Origin of the sequence: Kitasatospora sp. NPDC051170 (assembly GCF_044455705.1) — a bacterium.
Taxonomy (GTDB): domain Bacteria; phylum Actinomycetota; class Actinomycetes; order Streptomycetales; family Streptomycetaceae; genus Kitasatospora.
Map to the genome: position 1 here is coordinate 95,477 of NZ_JBITFA010000013.1, position 16,277 is coordinate 111,753.

The window sequence follows — 16,277 nt, forward strand, 5'->3', positions numbered from 1 at the left end:
CGGATGGTCACTGCGGAGGACGGCCGGACCCTCGCCGTCGAGTCCCTGGGCGACCCGCGCGGCCGGCCGGTGTTCCTGCTGCACGGCATGCCCGGCAGCAGGGTCGGCCCGCACCCGCGCAGCACCGTGCTGTACCGCCTGGGCGTGCGGCTGATCTCCTACGACCGCCCCGGCTACGGCGATTCGACGCGGCTGTTCGGCCGCCGGGTCTCCGCGGCGGCCGAGGACGTGCGCACCATCGCGGACCACCTCGGGCTGGACGGCTTCGCGGTGCTCGGCCGCTCCGGAGGCGGCCCGCACGCGCTGGCCTGCGCGGCGCTGCTGCCGGAACGGGTCGGCCGGGTCGCGGTGCTGGTGGGCCTGGCGCCCCGGGACGCGGCCGGGCTGGACTGGTACGCGGGCATGACGCCCTCCAACGTGCGCGCCTACCGGGAGGCGGAGCGCGGGCACGAGCGGATCGCCGACGCGATGGAGTTCCGCTCCCTCCAGATCAAGGACGACCCGGTGCGGCTGCTGAACGGGCTGCGCACCGAACTCTCCCCCGCCGACCGGGAGGTGGTCGCCGACAGCGGCCTGCGGCGGATGCTGCAGAGCAACTACCGGGAGGCGTTCCGGCACGGCGCGGACGGCTGGATCGACGACGTGCTGGCGTTCACCGCCGACTGGGGCTTCGACGTCGGCACCATCCGGGTGCCGACCTGGCTCTGGCACGGCGCGGACGACCAGTTCTCGCCGGTCGACCACTCCCGCTGGCTGGCCGACCGCATCCCCGGCGCCGAACTCTTCCTGGAGCCCGGCGCCGCGCACTTCGGCGCCTTCCGGGTGATGACCACCGCCCTGGCCTGGGCGGCCGGTTAGCGCCTCCCGTTTCTCCGCCCCCGGCTCAGCGGGGTACCGGCGTGAGCGCCTCGCCGCCGCCGAGCACGGCGAGGATGTTGTCCACGGCGAGGCCGCCCATCGCCTGCCGGGTGCGCACGGTGGCACTGCCCAGGTGCGGGGCGAGGACGGCGCGCTCCTGGGCGAGCAGGGCGGCCGGGACGGCGGGCTCGTGCTCGAAGTTGTCGACGGCGGCGGCGAACAGCGCCCCGGAGTCCAGGGCGGCGGCGAGGGCCTCCTCGTCCACCACGCCGGCGGTCATGCTGACCACCACGGCGCCGTGCGGCAGCAGGGCGAGCCGGCGCGCGTCCAGCAGGTGGCGGGTCCCGGCGCTGAACGGGCAGGTGACGACCACCACGGTGGAGGTGGCGAGCAGTTCCTCCAGCGGCTTCCAGTCGGCGCCCTCGGCCCGCTCGGTGGGCAGCGGGCGGCGGTTGTGGTAGCTGACGGGCATGTCGAAGGCCCGGGCCCGGCGGGCGACGGCCTGCCCGATGCGGCCCATGCCGATCACGCCGAGCGGGGTGCCGGCCAGCTCCATGCCGAGCAGGAAGTTCGGGCCCCAGGTCCAGGGGGTGCCGGAGCGCAGCAGCCGCTCCCCCTCGCCGAGGCGGCGGGTGGCGGCGAGCAGCAGCGCCCAGGCCATGTCGGCGGTGGCGGTGGTGAGCACGCCGGGGGTGTGGGTGACGCGCACGCCCCGGGCGGCGCAGGCGGCGACGTCCACGTTGTGGTAGCCGACGGCGTGGTTGGCGACGATCTCCAGCTGCGGGCCGGCGGCGTCGAGGAACTCGTCGTCCACGCGGTCGTCGAGGGTGGTGAGCACGGCCCTGCGGCCGGGCGCGGCCGCGAGCAGGGCGGCGCGGTCCATCGCCGTGTCGGCGTCGTGCACGGTCGCCTCGTACTGCGCGGTGAGCCGTTCGATCACCCCGGGCGCGAGCCGGCGGGTGACCAGGACGGGGGGCTGCGGAGCGCTCATGCGCCCGCCTCGCGTCGCTCGGCGGGGGCATTCGCCCATGCGCGCCTTCTGATGATTCGCTCGCTCCGCTCGCTCATGGCTCCGCAGCGTACCCGCCCTGGCCGACTACACCGGCTGCGGCTCCAGGTCCCGGTTGATGCGCTTCCAGCCGCGCGCCGAGACGGTGTTGGGGTGTTCCTCGCCGAACTGCCGGATCAGTTCGCCGATCGCCCGGGTGCGCAGTTCGGCCGCCTGGGTGTGCCGGCCGTCGGAGCGCAGGGTGATGGCCAGGTTGGCCTCGCAGGCGACGGCGTCCGGGTGCTGGGCCGAGTAGCGCTCGCAGAGCCCGTCGTAGGCGGTGCGCCCGAGTTCCTCGGCGAGGTGCAGCTGCCCGTCGTCGCCGTAGGCGTTGGCGAGGTTGATGATCGCGTTGAGGGTGTACGGGTGGTCCTGCCCGACGGAGGCGGTCAGGCCCTCGACGGTGAGCCGGCCGCGTTCGATGGCGCCGGCGACGTCGCCGCTGCCGCGCAGGTAGATGCCGAGGTTGTTGGCGCAGGCGAGGGTGAAGGGGTGCTCGTCGCCGAAGAGGCGCCGGTGGCCCTCGAAGACGGTGGCGCACAGGTCCCGGGCGGCCTCCTTGTCGCCGGAGGCGCTGTGGTCGGCGGCGAGGTTGAGCGCGCAGGCGAGCGCGTCGGGGGCGTCGGCGCCGTAGCGCTCCAGGTAGCGCTCGTACGTCTCCTTGGTGATCCGGCGGGCCTCGGCGAGCTGGCCGATGCGGCGCAGGGAGACGGCGAGGGACTTGGCGTTGCGCAGGTTCTCGGGCAGGTCGGGGTCGAGGACGTCGCCGAGGTCGGAGGTGACCTCCTGGAGGAGGTCCACCGAGCCGCGGTAGTCGCCGAGTTCGCGCAGGTCGCGGGCGAGGTTGGACTTGGTGGAGAGGGTGTAGGGGTGCTTGGGGCCGAGGACGGCGGTGCGCCGGTCGAGGGTCTCCTGGTCGAGTTCGCGGGCGGCCTCGCTGTTGCCGACGAGCCGGTAGTCGATGGCCAGGTTGTTGGCCATCGACAGGGTGCGCGGATTGTCGTCGCCGAACAACTCGCGGAACTGGTCGAGGATTTCGCGGTCGAGGTCGAGGGCGGCCTGGAAGCGGCCGAGCGCCCGGCGGTCGGCGCCGAGGGAGCCGGCCGTCATCAGGGTGTACGGGTGGTGCTCGCCTAGCAGCGCGCGCTGGCGCTCCAGGGTGGACTCGTCCAGCGCCAGGGCCTCGGCGTAGTTGCCCTGGGAGCGCAGGACGTTGGCGAGCTGGAAGCGCAGCAGCAGGGTCTGGCGGTCGTCGTCGCCGAGCTTGCTGGTCCATTCGGCGTCGAGGGCGTGGCCGAGGTCGCGGGCGCGGTCGAGTTCGCCGCGCTTCCACAGGTAGCGGACGCGGTCGATGAGCAGCTGGCGGGTGTCGGCCTCGTCGCAGTTGTGCGCCTTGGACGGGGACAGGTGGGGCCAGATCTCGTCGAAGGCGGGCCAGTTGGCCGGGTCGTCGGTGTCGCCGAGGACGGGCCGGGCGCCGGTGAGGATGCGGTGCACCTCGTGGACGGCGACCTCCTGCTCCTCGTCGCTCATGCCGGCCCGGATGACGGCCTGGACGAGCCGGTGCACCTGGAAGCTGTTGCTGCCGGCGTCGACCTTGGCGAGGGCGTAGCGGCCGATCGCCTGGATGACCTTGCCGAGCATGAACTTGTCGCTGAGGTCCGCGTCGTACTTCACCAGCGCCCGGATCATCTGGTCGCTGTAGAAGAGGTTCATGGAGATCGGCTCGGGCGCGAAGAACGCGCAGAGCTGGAGCAGGCGCACGGCGGCCGGGGACTGCTGGCGCAGCCGTCCGATGGAGACGTTCCAGGTGGCGGCGACGGGCGTGGGGTAGTCGACGGGCCGGCCGACGGCGAGGGCGCGGGCGGCCTCGGCGTGCAGCTGGCTGACGTAGGTGTCGACGGGCGTGCCGGTGGTGTCCAGCCAGGCGGCGGCGACCTCGACGGCCAGCGGCAGGTCGCCGACGGCCTCGGCGACGCGGTCGGCGTCGGCCCGGGAGAGGCTGCGGGCGCGCCGGGACAGGTGCTCGACGCTCTCGCCTCGGGTGAAGACGTCGACCTCCAGCGCCTCGGCGTGGCCGGTCCACGCCTGGTTGCGGGAGGTGACGAGGATGTGGCCGGAGCCGCCGGGGAAGAACCGGCGGATCTCGGCGGGCTCGTCGGCGTTGTCGAAGATCAGCAGCCAGCGGGAGGTGGGCACGCCCCGGCGCAGCGCCTCGCGGGCGGCCTCGGCGGCCTCGGTGACGGAGTCGCCGACGCGCAGTCCGGGCAGGCGGCGGGCGAGGTCGGCGAGGGCGGGGGCGACGAGCTCGGTCTGCTCGGCGTCGATCCACCAGACCAGGTCGTAGTCGGACATGAAGCGGTGGGCGTACTCCAGCGCCACCTGCGTCTTGCCGACGCCGCCGAGCCCGTACAGGGTCTGCGGGGTGGGCAGGACGGCCGCCATGCCGCCGCGCAGCTGGTTGCGCAGCTGCTCCAGGACGGCGGAGCGGCCGGTGAAGGAGGGGTTGCGCGGCGGGACGTCCCAGATGGAGGGCTTGGAGCCGGGGAAGCGGGGCCCGCCGGCGGGCGCCTCGGCGAGCGCGCTCTCGCCCCGGCCGAGGGCGCGCAGCAGGCTCTGGACGGACTGGTTCTCGTCGCGGCCGACGAGGTCCACGGGGTTGCGGTTGCTGAACGGCGCGGTCAGGCGCACGTCGCCGACGCGTACGGGCAGCAGCTGGCGCCGGGTGCCGGACGGGTCGGAGCTGACCACGGACTCCCACAGCGCCCGGGCCTGCGGGGAGCGCTGGTAGGCGGGCGAGAGGACGGCGACGGTGCGGTAGGCCGAGTCGATGCCGCGCTCGGTCTCCTCGCGCGGGTCGGTGCCGGCGGACAGGTCGCGCGGCAGGACGCGGAAGCCGGCCCGGGTGAGCACGGACTCGATCCAGTCCGCCCACATCCGGTCCTCGGGGACGTAGGAGAGGTAGAGGTCGGCGGGCACGGACGGGCGGCGGCGGGTGAACGCGTCGACGAAGCGCAGCCGCACCTCCTCGTCCATGGGCGGCAGCCCGGCGGCGCGGCCCTCGCTGATGACGGAGGTGAGGCGCTCGCAGGCGGCGAGCATGGAGGTGGGGGCGCCGGGCTGGTCGCCGAAGGTGGCGAGGATCTCCTCGTAGGCGTAGAAGGGCCGGTAGGGGATCTCCACCGAGCCCCAGTAGGAGGCCAGTTCCTCGCCGCCGAGGCCGGCCGGCAGGCCGTCGAAGCGGACGCGGGCGAGGGCGCGGCCGGCGTCGGCCTTCTCCTTCTCGCCCTCGTCGATGCGCATGGGGACGGGCAGGATGCGGATGCCCCGGTCGCGGTAGCGGTCGTGGATGTGCTGGGCGATGCGGGAGGCGCCGTCGATGGACTGGTCGCTGAGGGTGAAGCAGACGACGAGGTCGTCGGGCATCTGGACGGTGCAGATCTCGGCGATGTCGGACAGGCCGGTGCGCGAGTCGATCAGCACGTAGTCGTACCGCTTGGCCATGTCGGCCTTGAGCGCGTCGAAGAACTGCCCGCCGTCGAAGCGGTCGTAGAAGATGTCCCAGTCGAGGTGGGTGACGGCCTCGGAGTAGTCGCGGTTGAACTGGCCGGCGGAGAGGAAGTCGAGGCTGCCGCCGGAGGGGAAGTGCGCCCAGGCCAGGGAGAGTGCGTGCGGGTGCACCCGGGCGAAGTCCAGGTGCCAGCCCTCGGCGTGCTCGACGGGGCGCAGCGCCTCCTCGCGGTACTCGGCGATGAGGTCCATCATGCCGGTGGTCCCGGCGAGGGAGGCCGGGTCGAGGAAGGGGTGGAAGAACTTGGCGAGGCCCGGCGCCTCCAGGTCCCAGTCGACGGTGAGGACGCGGAAGCCGTTGGCGGCGAGGATCCAGGCGGTGTTGGCGAGCGCCATGGTGCGGCCGGTGCCGCCCTTGTACGAGTAGAAGGTGATGATGCGGCCGTTGCGGTCGCGTGCGGCGGCCTCCCGTTCGGCCTCGCGCTGGGCGAGGAGTTCGGCGGCGCCGATGCGGAAGTTCCTGGTGCGGTTCTCGCTCATCGGGGTCCTCGTCCTCCCAGGGGCGCCGTCCCGTCGTGGGGGTCATCGCCGTCGTCGCGGTACGGGTCGTCGTCGTTGCCGGGCTGCGGGCCGAAGGGGTCGCCTTCGGGAGGCCGGAAGGCCCCCCGCAGGTCGGGGCGGCGGGTGGGCGGCGGCTCCTCCGGTTCGGCCCGGGCGCGCACCTCGAAGGCGTACTTGGCCTTCATCGCGGCCCGGGGCAGCGCGTCGTCGAAGTCGTCGAGGCTGTTGAGCCCGGCGGAGCCGGCGGGGCCGCCCGGTCCGGTCGCGCCGAGGAAGCTCGGCCGGCTGGCCCGCCGGGTGATGCGCAGCGCCTGATCGCTCAACTCTCCCAGTTCGCCCCCGCGTTCGGCGCACTCCGGATCGTCGGCGTTCCAGGGCTCGAGGACGCCCACCCAGGTGGCGTCGGAGCGGTCGAAGCGGCGGACGAGCTCGCACCGGCGCGGGTCGCGCAGCGCCCAGCGGTCGAGCAGCAGCAGGCCCGGCGCCTCGGCGTTGCCGTCGATGATCGACTCCACCTCGTCGTCGAACTCGTGCACCGTCGGCTGGAACCCCAGCTGCCGCGCCAGCCGCACCGCGTGCTGAGCGATCGGCGAACCGGACGGCCGGTACGGGTGCCAGTCGGTGCGCCGGGCGCCGTAGAAGTCGGGGTTGCGGTCCGGCGGCACCTCGCCCTGGTGGTAGGACAGGACGGATATGCGCAGCTGCTTGGTCGGGGCGCTGACGTTGAAGGCGGAGGGCAGCGCGTTGAAGTCGAGCCGCCGCCCGACGGGGATCACCGTCTCCTCCGCCACCTGGACGATCCGCCGGGCGAGGCGGTGCACGGCCAGCTCGTAGGCGGACCGGAAGTAGCTGAGCTTCATCAGGGCGTACAGGCCCTCGGTGGCGTAGTCCTGGCCGAAACTGGCGTGATTGAACTGCAGTTCACTGGCCACCTTGGGCAGCCGGTAGCGGGACATCGGCGCCCAGAGGACGGGGACGATGCCGCTCGTCCGCTCCACGTCCATGGTCGACGGATACACGGGCCTGCGGGTGAAGGCGTGCCACTCCTGCCCGCACGGAACGCTGTTGAAGTACCGGGGCGAGTACAGCGGTACGAACACCTTGCAGATCGCCAGCTCCTCGGAGAGCCGCTCCGCCCACAACTCCCCCTGGTGCATGGACTCGTCCATGAACCCGACCGGCACGCCGGACGGCGCCGTGGTGAGCTGGAGCACCGCCTCGCACAGATCCCGGTACAGCTGCCGCACCCAGTGGTTGGGATCACCCGCGCCTCGCGCACCTGCCTTCGGGGTGTGCGCATAGGAGAGGAAGAAGTACGGCCGGGCGTCCTCCTCTTCCCAGCCACGGTCGTTCACACGCGCCTCCCCCGGGCCCGTAGGCACCCTGGTCCCCGCAGCCCCCGTGCGGCGGGGCTCCAGTGTAGGAACGACTGATACCCCAATGGAATAGCACATCGCCTCGTACGAATTGACATGACCGAAACGACGTGCTGGTCACCGCCCGTGGTTCTCGGCCATCACTTCCCGTACCTCCCCCGGCCGGTTCCGATGCACTCCTGACGCGGGGGAATGGCCTGATCACATCCGGCTCCCGCTCCCCCGGTCATCGCCCATCATGGAACCCCACACCCGAACGGAAGGGCCACCGAATCCCATGAGCCGACTCGACCACCTCGACTGGCAGCGTCCCGCCCTCAGCGAGGGCCAGGAGCTGTACCTGGAGATCGCCTCCGACGAGGAGAACGTCTACATCCGGCAGTCCGACGACCTCGACCACATCGTCACCACCACGCGGAAGAAGTTCGACGCGTGGATCAAGGGCGCGAAGGCGGGCGAGTTCGACCACTTCGTCGCCTGAGCGGGCCCTTGGTGGCCGGGCGGACAGGTCTCGCGCAGGAAGTCGGACGGGCCGACTTCCTGCGCGCGCGAGGTTGGTCAGTGGCCGAGGAGCTGGTGGGTACGCAGCCGGCAGATGCCGCCCATCAGGCATTCGACGAGCATGAGGAGCAGGAGGGCCGTCACGGCTAGAACTCCCGCAGGACCGCGAGGAGGTTGATCACGGTACTGACGGGGACGTTGCCGAGGTTGACCAGGACGCGGCCGTCGAGGGCGCGCTCACCCGGCTTGGCGGACGGCCAGAGGAGGCCGAACTCGCGGCTGACGGCTCGGAGTTCCACGAGGAGTTCGATGATCTCCGCGCGGCCGAGGTGGTTGAGGGCGGGGTCCATCGGCTGGATGGGGTGGTGGGCGTTCACGCGGCACCGTCCAGCTCGAACCAGACGCGCTTGCCGAGCTTCTGGGGTTCGGCGCCCCAGCGGTGGGTGAGGCCGGCGACGAGTTGGAGGCCACGGCCGGACTCCGAGAGGAGGTTGGGCTTCTTCTGCTCGGGGAGCGAGGGGCTCCGGTCGGCGACGGTGACGCGGAGGGTGCCGTTGGTGATGACGACCAGGACGACGGGCGAGGCGGTCAGTCCGTGCCGCCACGCGTTCACGATCAGCTCGACGAGCGCGAGTTCGGCGTCGGAGATCGAGGAGTTGGCGTACCCGGCGCGCTCCATGGCGTCGCGCAACGCCTCACGGGAGATGATGAGGGAGGGGGCGTTGAGGGTGGGGTCACACATGGGGAAGCTCCCAGCGGTGCTTGCGGATCAACGTGATTGACGATCCATCATTGAAACTGTAGGCAGATTTGCCTCAAGTCTGCAACACACTCCGCACATGCCCCTACACTCTCCGTAGGAGTAGATCGCAGGAAGGGCATGCCCATGGGGTTCAGGTCTGGGATCAGCGAACGACAGCGCCGCTTTGGCGAGGAACTTCGCCGCCTTCGGGATGCCGCAGGCATCTCAGCGTTGGAGATCGGCGAGGCGCTGGGCGTGAAGGGTCCGAACATCAGCCACACCGAAGCGGGCAGACTCGGTCTCAATGTTGAGCGATTGAACGCTTGGCTCGACATCTGCAAGGTCACGGACGCCCAGTATCGAGCTGGCCTCATCGCCATGAGCGAGAGCTCGGGGAAGGGCTGGTGGACCGAGTTCAAGCACGACACGAAGCGCAGTGCGCTCGATCTGGCCGAAGCCGAGGCGAACGCAACAGCCTTGGATACCTACGAATCGCTTCTGATCCCTGGGCTCTTGCAGACCAGGGCTTACAGCGAGGTCATCCAGGGCTACAACGAGAAGATGGTCGAGTTTCGCCACGAACGCAGCAAGGTCCTCACCGGCAACAACGCGCCTCCCTACCGCGCTGTGATCCACGAGGCAGCCCTGCACATGATGTACGGCGGGCCAGCCGTCATGCGGGACCAGCTAAACCATCTGATCGAGATGAGCAGGCTGCCCAACGTGACGATTCAGATCCTCCCGTTCGACTGCACCACGTACGCTTCGAACGACAGCTCCTTCCTGCTCATTCGGGGAACACACACCCGGCTCGACGCTGTTCTGCTCGACCACCTTCATGGGTCCGACTTCATCGGATCTCCTGAGGTCGTGACAACATTTGACCGGAAGTTCGACCGACTCAGGGGCTTGGCGCTTCCGCCCCTGTCGGCCACGACATCCGAGTCATCACCAGCCCAGCGCGACTCGCTGGGCATGCTCCAGCACATCCGCTTCAAGGTCCAGGGAAGATAGCCATGCACCAGCTCAACTGGCAGAAGTCCAGCTACAGCAACGACCAGGCCAACTGCGTCGAGATCGCTTCTGCCGATGAGCTGGTGTACATCCGTGAGTCCGACGACCCGGCCGTCGTCCTCACCACCACCCCCGCCAAGCTCAACGCCTGGATCACCAGCGCCAAGGCCGGCGACCTCGACCACCTCACCGCCTAAACCCTCGTGCCCACTCGGGGCACATTCGCACCGGCGCGGAGCGTCGGTGCGTCTCAACATCAACCCTCACTCGCCGGGGCGGGGGATATCCAGTGGCATCCCCCCGCCCCCACGGCGAGGATCGCGCGCATGCCCACCTTCCTCGAAACCGACCGGCTCGTCCTCCGCCCCTTCACCGAAGCCGATACCGACCACCTCCTCGCCCTCGACGGCGACCCCGAGGTGATGCGCTTCATCAACGGCGGCGAGCCGACCACCCTCGAAACCGTCCAAGCCCGTGTTCTCCCCCGCCTCCTCCACACCCACCCCTGCACCGGCACCCGGGGCTTCTGGGCCGCCGAAGAACGAGCCACCGGCACCTTCCTCGGCTGGTTCGAGTTCCGCCCCCTCGACGACCGGGACCCCACCGTCGTCGAACTCGGCTACCGCCTCAACCAAGCCTCCTGGGGCAAGGGTTACGCCACCGAGGGCTCCGTCGCCCTCATCCGCAAGGGCTTCACCGACCTCGGCACCACCCGCGTCACCGCCAACACCATGGCCGTGAATTCCCGCTCCCGCCGCGTCATGGAGAAGTCCGGCCTGATCTTCCTCCGCACCTTCACCGGCGGCTGGCCCGACGCCATCCCCGGCTCCGAGCACGGCGAGGTCGAGTACGACCTCACCCGCACCCAGTGGGAACAGCGCAACTGACCCTCAGGCCGAGGCTGCGGCGACGCAGAACTCGTTGCCCTCCGGGTCGGCCATCACCACGTGATGGCCCTCGAACTCCTGGAGGACAGCACCCCCCGCCTTCACCAGCCGCTCGGACTCCGCCTTGATCCGCGCCCACCGCTCACCGGGGCTGCCGTGCCCCGGCACCCGGACGTCGATGTGCAGCCGGTTCTTGGCCGTCTTCGGCTCGGGGACCTTGAGGATGGAGAGACGGGGGCCGACGCCGTCGGGATCACAGAGCCACGCCCCGTCGTCCTCGGATTCGTCCTCCGGCAGATCGAACTGCGCGAGCCATTCCTCCCGGGTGGTGAAGGGGGCGGGCGGCGGCTCGTCGATGTAGCCCAGTGCCGTCTTCCAGAACTCGGCGAGGAGCTGTGCGTCCGCGCAGTCGAGGGTCAGATCAATTTTGGCGGCCATGACAGGACCGTACTGCGCTCCCCTGACAACGGCCGTACGATCCGACCGTCCGCTCGCCACAACCGACCGAGGAAGCCACCTGCCGTGAGCACCCCCGCCGTTCCGTCCGTCCTGTTCGTCCGCGGCGTCGAGACCGGCGCATGAGCGCGGTGACCGTCACGGCGATGCTCCCCGAGCACGCCGAGCAGGTCCTGGCCGTCTACCGGCACGGCATCGACGAGGGCAACGCCACCTTCGAGACCGCCGCCCCGACCTGGGCCGCCTTCGACGCGGCCAGGCTGCCGGACCACCGCCTGGTCGCCCTCGACGCCGACGGCCGCGTCCTCGGCTGGGTCGCCGTCAGCCCCAGCTCCAGTCGGTGCGCGTACGCGGGCGTCGTCGAGCACTCCGTCTACGTCCACCCCGGCGCGCGCGGGCGGGGAGTCGGCGGCGCGCTCCTCGACGCCCTGATCGCCTCGACCGAGGCCGCCGGGATCTGGACCGTCCAGTCCGGCATCTTCCCCGAGAACGCCGCCAGCCTCGCCCTCCACGCCCGCGCCGGCTTCCGGGTCATCGGCACCCGCGAACGCGTCGGCCGCCACCACGGCGTATGGCGCGACGTCACGCTCATCGAGCGCCGGAGCCCGATCGTGTCCTGATCAGCGGCGGGCGTCACTCCCCGAAGCAGGACCAGATGATCCCGACGCCCGCGCCGCTCGCGTCCTTGCCGACCAGGATGCTGCTGGACGTGGAGGCCCAGGTGGGGAAGACCAGGGCGTTCGCGCCGCTGTCCGGGTCGACGACGACGTCGAGCACCGGGGTGCGGGAGCCCGCGTCCTGCTGGGCCTTGAACTGGGCGACGGCGTGGACCACCGGCTCCTCGGCCTCCGCGAATCCGTCGGTCCGGTGGAGGGCCCGGGCGATGACCAGGTTGCCCGGGGTGGTGGAGTAGATCGCCGAGGCTTCCCAGCTCAGGTCGTTGACGTCGTCCGACGCCTCCTCCCAGGTCGCGGTCTCCAGCGCCTCCGGGGTGGCGCCGGCGGCGACCAGCGCGACCGCGGAGACGATGAGGCCCCGCTCGTCGTCGTGGTCGAACGCCATGTACACCTCGTGCAGCCCGTCGGCGACGTCCCCGAACGAGAAGTACTCCCCGCCATCGAGCCCACACACCCCGATGTTCCCCCGGCTCAACAGCCGCCCTGCCGGCCTGAACTCGCCGGCGAACCCGGGGTTGGCCTCCGAATCGCTCGCCTTCAGCACGGCTTCGATCGCTTCGATCATCGTCATGGCGGGGAGTGTGCCACCGCCCCCTGACAGCACCAACCCGAGCGGGTTTTCCCCCTTGCAATCCTAGGGATCCTAGGATCAAACTAGGACCCCTAGGAAAGCCCTGGGAAAGCAGGTTCACATGGCACGCGCAGGACTGACGACGGAACGAGTGACGCTCGCGGGCGCCGAGTTGGCGGACGAGGTCGGGTTCGAACGGCTGACCATGTCTCAAGTCGCCAAGCGCCTGGGCGTGAAGGACGCGAGCCTCTACGCGCACGTCCGCAACCTTGAGGACCTGCGCGGGCGCATCGCGCTCCTGGCGGCGGACGAGAAGACGATCCTCATCGCCGAGGCCACCGCCGGACGGGCCGGCAGGGACGCCCTGGTCGCGTACGCGAACGCCTGGCGCGACTACGCCCACCGGCACCCGGGCCGCTACACCGCCACCCAGGTGCCGACCGAGATCGCCCCCGAACTGCTCGCCGACGCCCCCGGCCCCCGACGCGCCGTCGAGCTGACGTACGGCATGCTGCGCGCCTACGGCCTCGCCGAGCCGGACCTCACCGACGCCGTCCGCCTGCTGCGCAGCACCTTCCACGGGTTCGTCGCCCTGGAGGCGACCGGCGGCTTCGCGCACAACCGCCCCGCGCAGGACTCCTGGCTCCGCGCGCTCGACGCCCTGCACACCCTCCTGGAGCACTGGCCCACGACCGAAGAGTTCGACGAAGGAGCCCGGGCATGACCACCCTGCGCGTGAACGGCGCGACCCTGCACTACGAGGTGCGCGGCACCGGCCCGCTCCTCCTCCTGATCCCCGGCGGGACCGGCGGCGCGGCCTCCCTCGCCACGGTCGCCGCCGACCTGGCCGACACCTACACGGTCGCGGCCTACGACCCGCGCGGCATGGGGCGGAGCAGGCTCGACGACCCCGACGCCGAGCAGAGCGTCGAACAGCACGCCGAGGACGCGCTGAGGCTGCTGGACGAGCTGTCCCCCGGCGAGCCCGCCCGGGTGTTCGGCTCCAGCTCGGGCGGGATCGTCGCCCTGCACCTGCTCCTCGCCCACCCCGACCGCGTGCGGCGCGTCATCGCCCACGAACCCCCGCTGGTGGAGGTCCTCCCCGACGCCGCCGACCACCGCGCACTGCTCGCCCGCGTCCAGGACACCCTCCGCACCGAGGGCCTGATGCCCGCGATGGCCGCCTTCGCCGCCGGTCTGCGCAAGCCCGGCGAGGACCCCGCCCCCGCCCCCGCCCCCGCCCCGAAGGTCGAACTCCCGTCCCAGGCAACGGAACGCGCCGAACGGACCATGGGCGACCTGCCCTACTTCCTCGGCCGTATCGTCCCGAGTTTCATGGCGTACGCCCCCGACCTCCACCGCCTCGAAGCCCTGCCGAAGGAGCGACTCGTCCTCGCCTGCGGCGAGGACTCGCGGGGCGAACTCCCGTACCGCCCCGCCGCGTTCCTCGCCGAGCACCTCGGCACGGACCTCCTCCACTTCCCCGGCGGCCACATCGGCCTGACCACCCACCCCGCCGAGTTCGGCGCACTCCTCCGCAAGGCGTACACGGCGTACCACTGACCTCAGGCCCGGGAACTCCGGCGCCGGCCGGGGGGCTTGAGCACGGAGAGCACCACGCTCACGGTGTACACCGACAGCGCGACGGTCGGAACGATCACCAGCAGGTAGCGCGTGAACCCGAGGTGCATCTCCGCGATGCTCCCGGTCGGATGCCGGGCCACCAGATCCGCCGCCTCGTGAAGTCGCGCCGTGAGCGCGAATATCGACGCGCCGGCCGCCGCCAGGGTGAGCCAGAACTTCACCGCCACCCACCGGTACTTGAACAGCCCCCAGGGCGTACCGAGCGAGAGCAGCAGCCCGCTCAGCAGCGTGACCAGGCTCAGCGGCAGCACGAGCACGTCCCCGAGCAGCGGCATCGCCCGGTACGCGCCGCGCAGGGTGTCCGCGCTGGACGTCAGCAGCCCGGTCGCGCCGAGCGTGAGCACGCACAGCATCAGCCCGAGCCAGCCGACCGAGCTGACGATGTGCACGATCACCGCGTACTTACGGGCGGTCGGTGAGAGCCGGAAGGCGGAGGCGGTCATGCCGCCGATGCTCGCCGCCCCGCCCGCCTGCCGTCGTCCCTCCCCGGGAGTACGGCGGAAGCCTCCCGCCGGAGGACGACCGGCGCCACCCCGTAGCGGTGAACTGGGGCGCACCCGCCCCAACACCCTCGGAGGTCAACCAGCATGTCCGGCCCACGCCCCGCCGGAGCGCTCACCGGCGCCCTGTACCCCGCCCTCTTCGTCGCGAGCCTCGTCGTCCCGGCCGTCTCCGCGCCCTCCGGACAGCCCCTCGCCACCCCGTACTCGGACGACGACACGGTCCGGCGCTTCCTCGCCGCCGACCCGGACGCCCTGCACCGCTCCCTCCAGTTCTCCGGGCTGCTCCAACTGCTGTCCGCGATCGCCCTCCTGGCCTTCGTCCCCCAACTCACCGCCTTCACCGGCCGGTTCGGCACCGAGGCCCGCGCGGGCCTGGTCCGGGCGGCGGGGACGGCCTCCGCCGTCCTCCTCGCGCTGTCGGCGAGCATCAGCTGGGTCCTGTCGATGGTCAACCGGACCGCCGAACTCCCGCTCGCCCGCGCCCTCCTGGACCTCACCTTCATCACCGGCGCCGCCCCGGCGGTCGGCACGCTCGGCCTGGTCCTGTGGCAGGTGTCCCGGACAGCCCTGAACAGCCGGGCACTGCCCACCTGGGTGGCCTGGTCGGGGCTGGTGCTGGCCGTCGCGAGCCTGCTGTCCCTGGTCTCGCTGGTCGCCGAGCCCGCCACGCTGCTGATCCCGGTCGGGCGCTACCTCGGCTTCGTCTGGTTCGTCGCGGTGAGCGTGACGCTGTGGCGCGGGGACGGCGCTGCCCGGTCGGCCCCCGGGACTAGCCTGACGGCATGAGTGATCCACACCCGCTGTGGAAGTGGGACTCCAGGACGGGCCCGCCCGTCCTCTCCTGCCTGGCCGTCGCCGTCGTCCAGGTCGCCGGTACGGTCGGAGCGGGCCAGCGCCAGCCCGACCGCGTCCAGCTCGACGCCCTCGGCTACGCACTGCTGCTCCTCGGCCCCGCCCTCCTGCTCCTGCGCCGCCGCCACCCGGCGGCGGTCATGGCGGGCACCACGGCGGTCACCCTCGGCTACCTGGCGGCCGGATACCCGTACGGCCCGGCCTTCGCCTCCCTCGCCGTCGCCTTCTTCAACGCCGTACAGCGCGGCCACCGCCGCACCGCCTGGGCCTGCGGCGCCGCCTTCTACCTCGCCCAGCTCCTGCTGCCCTTCGCTGCGCCGCACCTCCGACAGCCGGGCGGCTGGCAGCAGTTGGGCATCGCGGGCATCCTGCTCCTCATCGCCACCGGCGCCGAACTGGCCCGCGTCACCCGCGAACGCGCCGCCGCCACCCGGGCGGCCGCCGAGGAGGCCCGGCGCCGCCGCGCCGACGAGGAGCGGCTGCGGATGGCCCGCGAGCTGCACGACATCCTGGCGCACAGCATCTCGCTGATCCACATCCAGGCGGGGGTGGCGCTGGAGCTGATCGACACCCGCCCCGAGCAGGCCAGGACCGCCCTGACCACCATCAAGGCCGCCAGCAAGGAGGCGCTGGGCGAGGTCCGCCAGGTCCTGGGCACCCTGCGCGGGCCCGGGAGCGCGGCCCCGCGCACCCCCGCCCCGGGCCTGGACCGGCTGGACGAGCTGGTCGAGCAGGCCGGCCGGGCGGGCCTGACCGTCACCGTCCTGCCCGAGGGCGCCCCGGAGCGGGCCCCGGCCGCCGTCCAGCGCGCCGCCTTCCGGATCGTCCAGGAGGCCCTGACCAACGTGATCCGGCACTCCACCGCCCGCACCGCCACCGTCTCCCTTTCCGCCGCGCCCGAGGCCCTCACCGTCCAGGTCGACGACCCCGGCCCGGCGGACGGCGGCCACGCGGGGGGCTCCGGCTCCGGACTGATCGGGATGCGGGAGCGCGTCGCCGCCTTCGGGGGCACCCTGGAGGCGGGACCGCACGAGGCGGGATTCCGCGTCCGGGCGCGGCTGACCCACGAGAGGTGAC

General features: G+C 71.9%; 18 protein-coding genes. 10 read left to right on the top strand and 8 right to left on the bottom strand.

The features are described 5' to 3' along the window. The first annotated feature begins 3 nt into the window (after window positions 1-3). On the top strand, window positions 4-858 hold the full coding sequence (locus ACIBCA_RS25800) for an alpha/beta fold hydrolase (protein ID WP_396285528.1): 855 nt from the start codon (window positions 4-6) through the stop codon (window positions 856-858). 25 nt (window positions 859-883) lie between these two features. On the opposite strand, the gene ACIBCA_RS25805 is transcribed toward ACIBCA_RS25800, so the two are convergent. The 3 genes from ACIBCA_RS25805 to ACIBCA_RS25815 all read right to left on the bottom strand — a co-directional run bounded on the left by ACIBCA_RS25805 (window position 884) and on the right by ACIBCA_RS25815 (window position 7,332). Continuing rightward, window positions 884-1,849 (bottom strand): 2-hydroxyacid dehydrogenase, encoded by a 966-nt coding sequence (locus tag ACIBCA_RS25805; RefSeq protein WP_396285369.1) that lies wholly within the window; start codon window positions 1,847-1,849, stop codon window positions 884-886. A 105-nt stretch (window positions 1,850-1,954) separates the two neighbouring features. After that, window positions 1,955-5,956 (bottom strand): FxSxx-COOH system tetratricopeptide repeat protein, encoded by a 4,002-nt coding sequence (fxsT, locus tag ACIBCA_RS25810; protein ID WP_396285370.1) that lies wholly within the window; start codon window positions 5,954-5,956, stop codon window positions 1,955-1,957. Then, window positions 5,953-7,332: a TIR-like protein FxsC gene (locus ACIBCA_RS25815; RefSeq protein ID WP_396285371.1), complete on the bottom strand. Its 1,380-nt coding sequence runs from the start codon at window positions 7,330-7,332 to the stop codon at window positions 5,953-5,955. Before ACIBCA_RS25815 ends, fxsT begins: the two co-directional genes overlap by 4 nt. A 298-nt stretch (window positions 7,333-7,630) precedes the next feature. Between ACIBCA_RS25815 and ACIBCA_RS25820 the strand changes: the two genes are divergently transcribed. Further along, on the top strand, window positions 7,631-7,834 hold the full coding sequence (locus ACIBCA_RS25820) for a DUF397 domain-containing protein (RefSeq protein WP_396285372.1): 204 nt from the start codon (window positions 7,631-7,633) through the stop codon (window positions 7,832-7,834). Between the two features lie 166 nt (window positions 7,835-8,000). Here the strand turns inward: ACIBCA_RS25820 and ACIBCA_RS25825 are convergent, their stop codons facing one another. Together ACIBCA_RS25825 and ACIBCA_RS25830 are read right to left on the bottom strand one after the other, a co-directional pair. Continuing rightward, complete coding sequence (locus ACIBCA_RS25825; RefSeq protein WP_396285373.1) at window positions 8,001-8,231, bottom strand: hypothetical protein; 231 nt, start codon at window positions 8,229-8,231, stop codon at window positions 8,001-8,003. Continuing rightward, the gene (locus ACIBCA_RS25830; protein ID WP_396285374.1) at window positions 8,228-8,596 is read right to left on the bottom strand and encodes an ATP-binding protein; all 369 of its coding nucleotides are present in this window, start codon (window positions 8,594-8,596) and stop codon (window positions 8,228-8,230) included. Before ACIBCA_RS25830 ends, ACIBCA_RS25825 begins: the two co-directional genes overlap by 4 nt. A 138-nt stretch (window positions 8,597-8,734) precedes the next feature. On the opposite strand from ACIBCA_RS25830, the gene ACIBCA_RS25835 reads away from it, so the two are divergent. The 3 genes from ACIBCA_RS25835 (at window position 8,735) to ACIBCA_RS25845 (ending at window position 10,497) form a co-directional block, all read left to right on the top strand. Next, window positions 8,735-9,610: a helix-turn-helix domain-containing protein gene (locus ACIBCA_RS25835; RefSeq protein WP_396285375.1), complete on the top strand. Its 876-nt coding sequence runs from the start codon at window positions 8,735-8,737 to the stop codon at window positions 9,608-9,610. 2 nt (window positions 9,611-9,612) lie between these two features. Then, window positions 9,613-9,807, top strand: a complete 195-nt coding sequence (locus ACIBCA_RS25840; RefSeq protein ID WP_396285376.1) for a DUF397 domain-containing protein — start codon at window positions 9,613-9,615, stop codon at window positions 9,805-9,807. A gap of 129 nt (window positions 9,808-9,936) precedes the next feature. After that, on the top strand, window positions 9,937-10,497 hold the full coding sequence (locus ACIBCA_RS25845) for a GNAT family N-acetyltransferase (protein ID WP_396285377.1): 561 nt from the start codon (window positions 9,937-9,939) through the stop codon (window positions 10,495-10,497). A gap of 3 nt (window positions 10,498-10,500) precedes the next feature. On the opposite strand, the gene ACIBCA_RS25850 is transcribed toward ACIBCA_RS25845, so the two are convergent. Then, a complete protein-coding gene (locus tag ACIBCA_RS25850; protein ID WP_396285378.1) occupies window positions 10,501-10,935 on the bottom strand; it encodes a VOC family protein in 435 nt (144 codons plus the stop codon). Between the two features lie 140 nt (window positions 10,936-11,075). On the opposite strand from ACIBCA_RS25850, the gene ACIBCA_RS25855 reads away from it, so the two are divergent. Then, window positions 11,076-11,573: a GNAT family N-acetyltransferase gene (locus ACIBCA_RS25855; RefSeq protein WP_396285379.1), complete on the top strand. Its 498-nt coding sequence runs from the start codon at window positions 11,076-11,078 to the stop codon at window positions 11,571-11,573. Window positions 11,574-11,586: 13 nt separating this feature from the next. Here ACIBCA_RS25855 and ACIBCA_RS25860 read toward each other — a convergent pair whose 3' ends face one another. Continuing rightward, window positions 11,587-12,201: a hypothetical protein gene (locus ACIBCA_RS25860; protein WP_396285380.1), complete on the bottom strand. Its 615-nt coding sequence runs from the start codon at window positions 12,199-12,201 to the stop codon at window positions 11,587-11,589. Window positions 12,202-12,322: 121 nt separating this feature from the next. Between ACIBCA_RS25860 and ACIBCA_RS25865 the strand changes: the two genes are divergently transcribed. Beyond that, complete coding sequence (locus ACIBCA_RS25865; protein WP_396285381.1) at window positions 12,323-12,925, top strand: TetR/AcrR family transcriptional regulator; 603 nt, start codon at window positions 12,323-12,325, stop codon at window positions 12,923-12,925. Further along, entirely contained in the window at window positions 12,922-13,764 is an 843-nt protein-coding gene (locus ACIBCA_RS25870; RefSeq protein ID WP_396285382.1) for an alpha/beta fold hydrolase, read from the top strand. Before ACIBCA_RS25865 ends, ACIBCA_RS25870 begins: the two co-directional genes overlap by 4 nt. Before the next feature lie 2 nt (window positions 13,765-13,766). Here the strand turns inward: ACIBCA_RS25870 and ACIBCA_RS25875 are convergent, their stop codons facing one another. Next, complete coding sequence (locus ACIBCA_RS25875; protein WP_396285383.1) at window positions 13,767-14,288, bottom strand: DUF2269 domain-containing protein; 522 nt, start codon at window positions 14,286-14,288, stop codon at window positions 13,767-13,769. Between the two features lie 144 nt (window positions 14,289-14,432). Here ACIBCA_RS25875 and ACIBCA_RS25880 point away from each other — a divergent pair, with 144 nt between their 5' ends. Further along, window positions 14,433-15,134 (top strand): hypothetical protein, encoded by a 702-nt coding sequence (locus tag ACIBCA_RS25880; protein WP_396285384.1) that lies wholly within the window; start codon window positions 14,433-14,435, stop codon window positions 15,132-15,134. Beyond that, window positions 15,131-16,276 carry a sensor histidine kinase gene (locus ACIBCA_RS25885; RefSeq protein ID WP_396285385.1) on the top strand — a complete coding sequence of 382 codons (1,146 nt, stop codon included), beginning with the start codon at window positions 15,131-15,133 and terminating at the stop codon, window positions 16,274-16,276. The genes ACIBCA_RS25880 and ACIBCA_RS25885 overlap by 4 nt, the downstream gene beginning before the upstream one ends. Window position 16,277 lies beyond the last annotated feature (1 nt).

Excerpts from the sequence above, each read along its gene's own strand:
- fxsT (WP_396285370.1), bottom strand. The coding sequence starts at position 5,956 with ATGAGCGAGAACCGCACCAGGAACTTCCGCATCGGCGCCGCCGAACTC.
- ACIBCA_RS25870 (WP_396285382.1), top strand. The coding sequence starts at position 12,922 with ATGACCACCCTGCGCGTGAACGGCGCGACCCTGCACTACGAGGTGCGC.
- ACIBCA_RS25840 (WP_396285376.1), top strand. The coding sequence starts at position 9,613 with ATGCACCAGCTCAACTGGCAGAAGTCCAGCTACAGCAACGACCAGGCC.
- ACIBCA_RS25820 (WP_396285372.1), top strand. The coding sequence starts at position 7,631 with ATGAGCCGACTCGACCACCTCGACTGGCAGCGTCCCGCCCTCAGCGAG.
- ACIBCA_RS25805 (WP_396285369.1), bottom strand. The coding sequence starts at position 1,849 with ATGAGCGCTCCGCAGCCCCCCGTCCTGGTCACCCGCCGGCTCGCGCCC.
- ACIBCA_RS25860 (WP_396285380.1), bottom strand. The coding sequence starts at position 12,201 with ATGACGATGATCGAAGCGATCGAAGCCGTGCTGAAGGCGAGCGATTCG.
- ACIBCA_RS25855 (WP_396285379.1), top strand. The coding sequence starts at position 11,076 with ATGAGCGCGGTGACCGTCACGGCGATGCTCCCCGAGCACGCCGAGCAG.
- ACIBCA_RS25830 (WP_396285374.1), bottom strand. The coding sequence starts at position 8,596 with ATGTGTGACCCCACCCTCAACGCCCCCTCCCTCATCATCTCCCGTGAG.
- ACIBCA_RS25835 (WP_396285375.1), top strand. The coding sequence starts at position 8,735 with ATGCCCATGGGGTTCAGGTCTGGGATCAGCGAACGACAGCGCCGCTTT.
- ACIBCA_RS25865 (WP_396285381.1), top strand. The coding sequence starts at position 12,323 with ATGGCACGCGCAGGACTGACGACGGAACGAGTGACGCTCGCGGGCGCC.
- ACIBCA_RS25880 (WP_396285384.1), top strand. The coding sequence starts at position 14,433 with ATGTCCGGCCCACGCCCCGCCGGAGCGCTCACCGGCGCCCTGTACCCC.
- ACIBCA_RS25850 (WP_396285378.1), bottom strand. The coding sequence starts at position 10,935 with ATGGCCGCCAAAATTGATCTGACCCTCGACTGCGCGGACGCACAGCTC.
- ACIBCA_RS25885 (WP_396285385.1), top strand. The coding sequence starts at position 15,131 with ATGAGTGATCCACACCCGCTGTGGAAGTGGGACTCCAGGACGGGCCCG.
- ACIBCA_RS25875 (WP_396285383.1), bottom strand. The coding sequence starts at position 14,288 with ATGACCGCCTCCGCCTTCCGGCTCTCACCGACCGCCCGTAAGTACGCG.
- ACIBCA_RS25845 (WP_396285377.1), top strand. The coding sequence starts at position 9,937 with ATGCCCACCTTCCTCGAAACCGACCGGCTCGTCCTCCGCCCCTTCACC.
- ACIBCA_RS25800 (WP_396285528.1), top strand. The coding sequence starts at position 4 with ATGGTCACTGCGGAGGACGGCCGGACCCTCGCCGTCGAGTCCCTGGGC.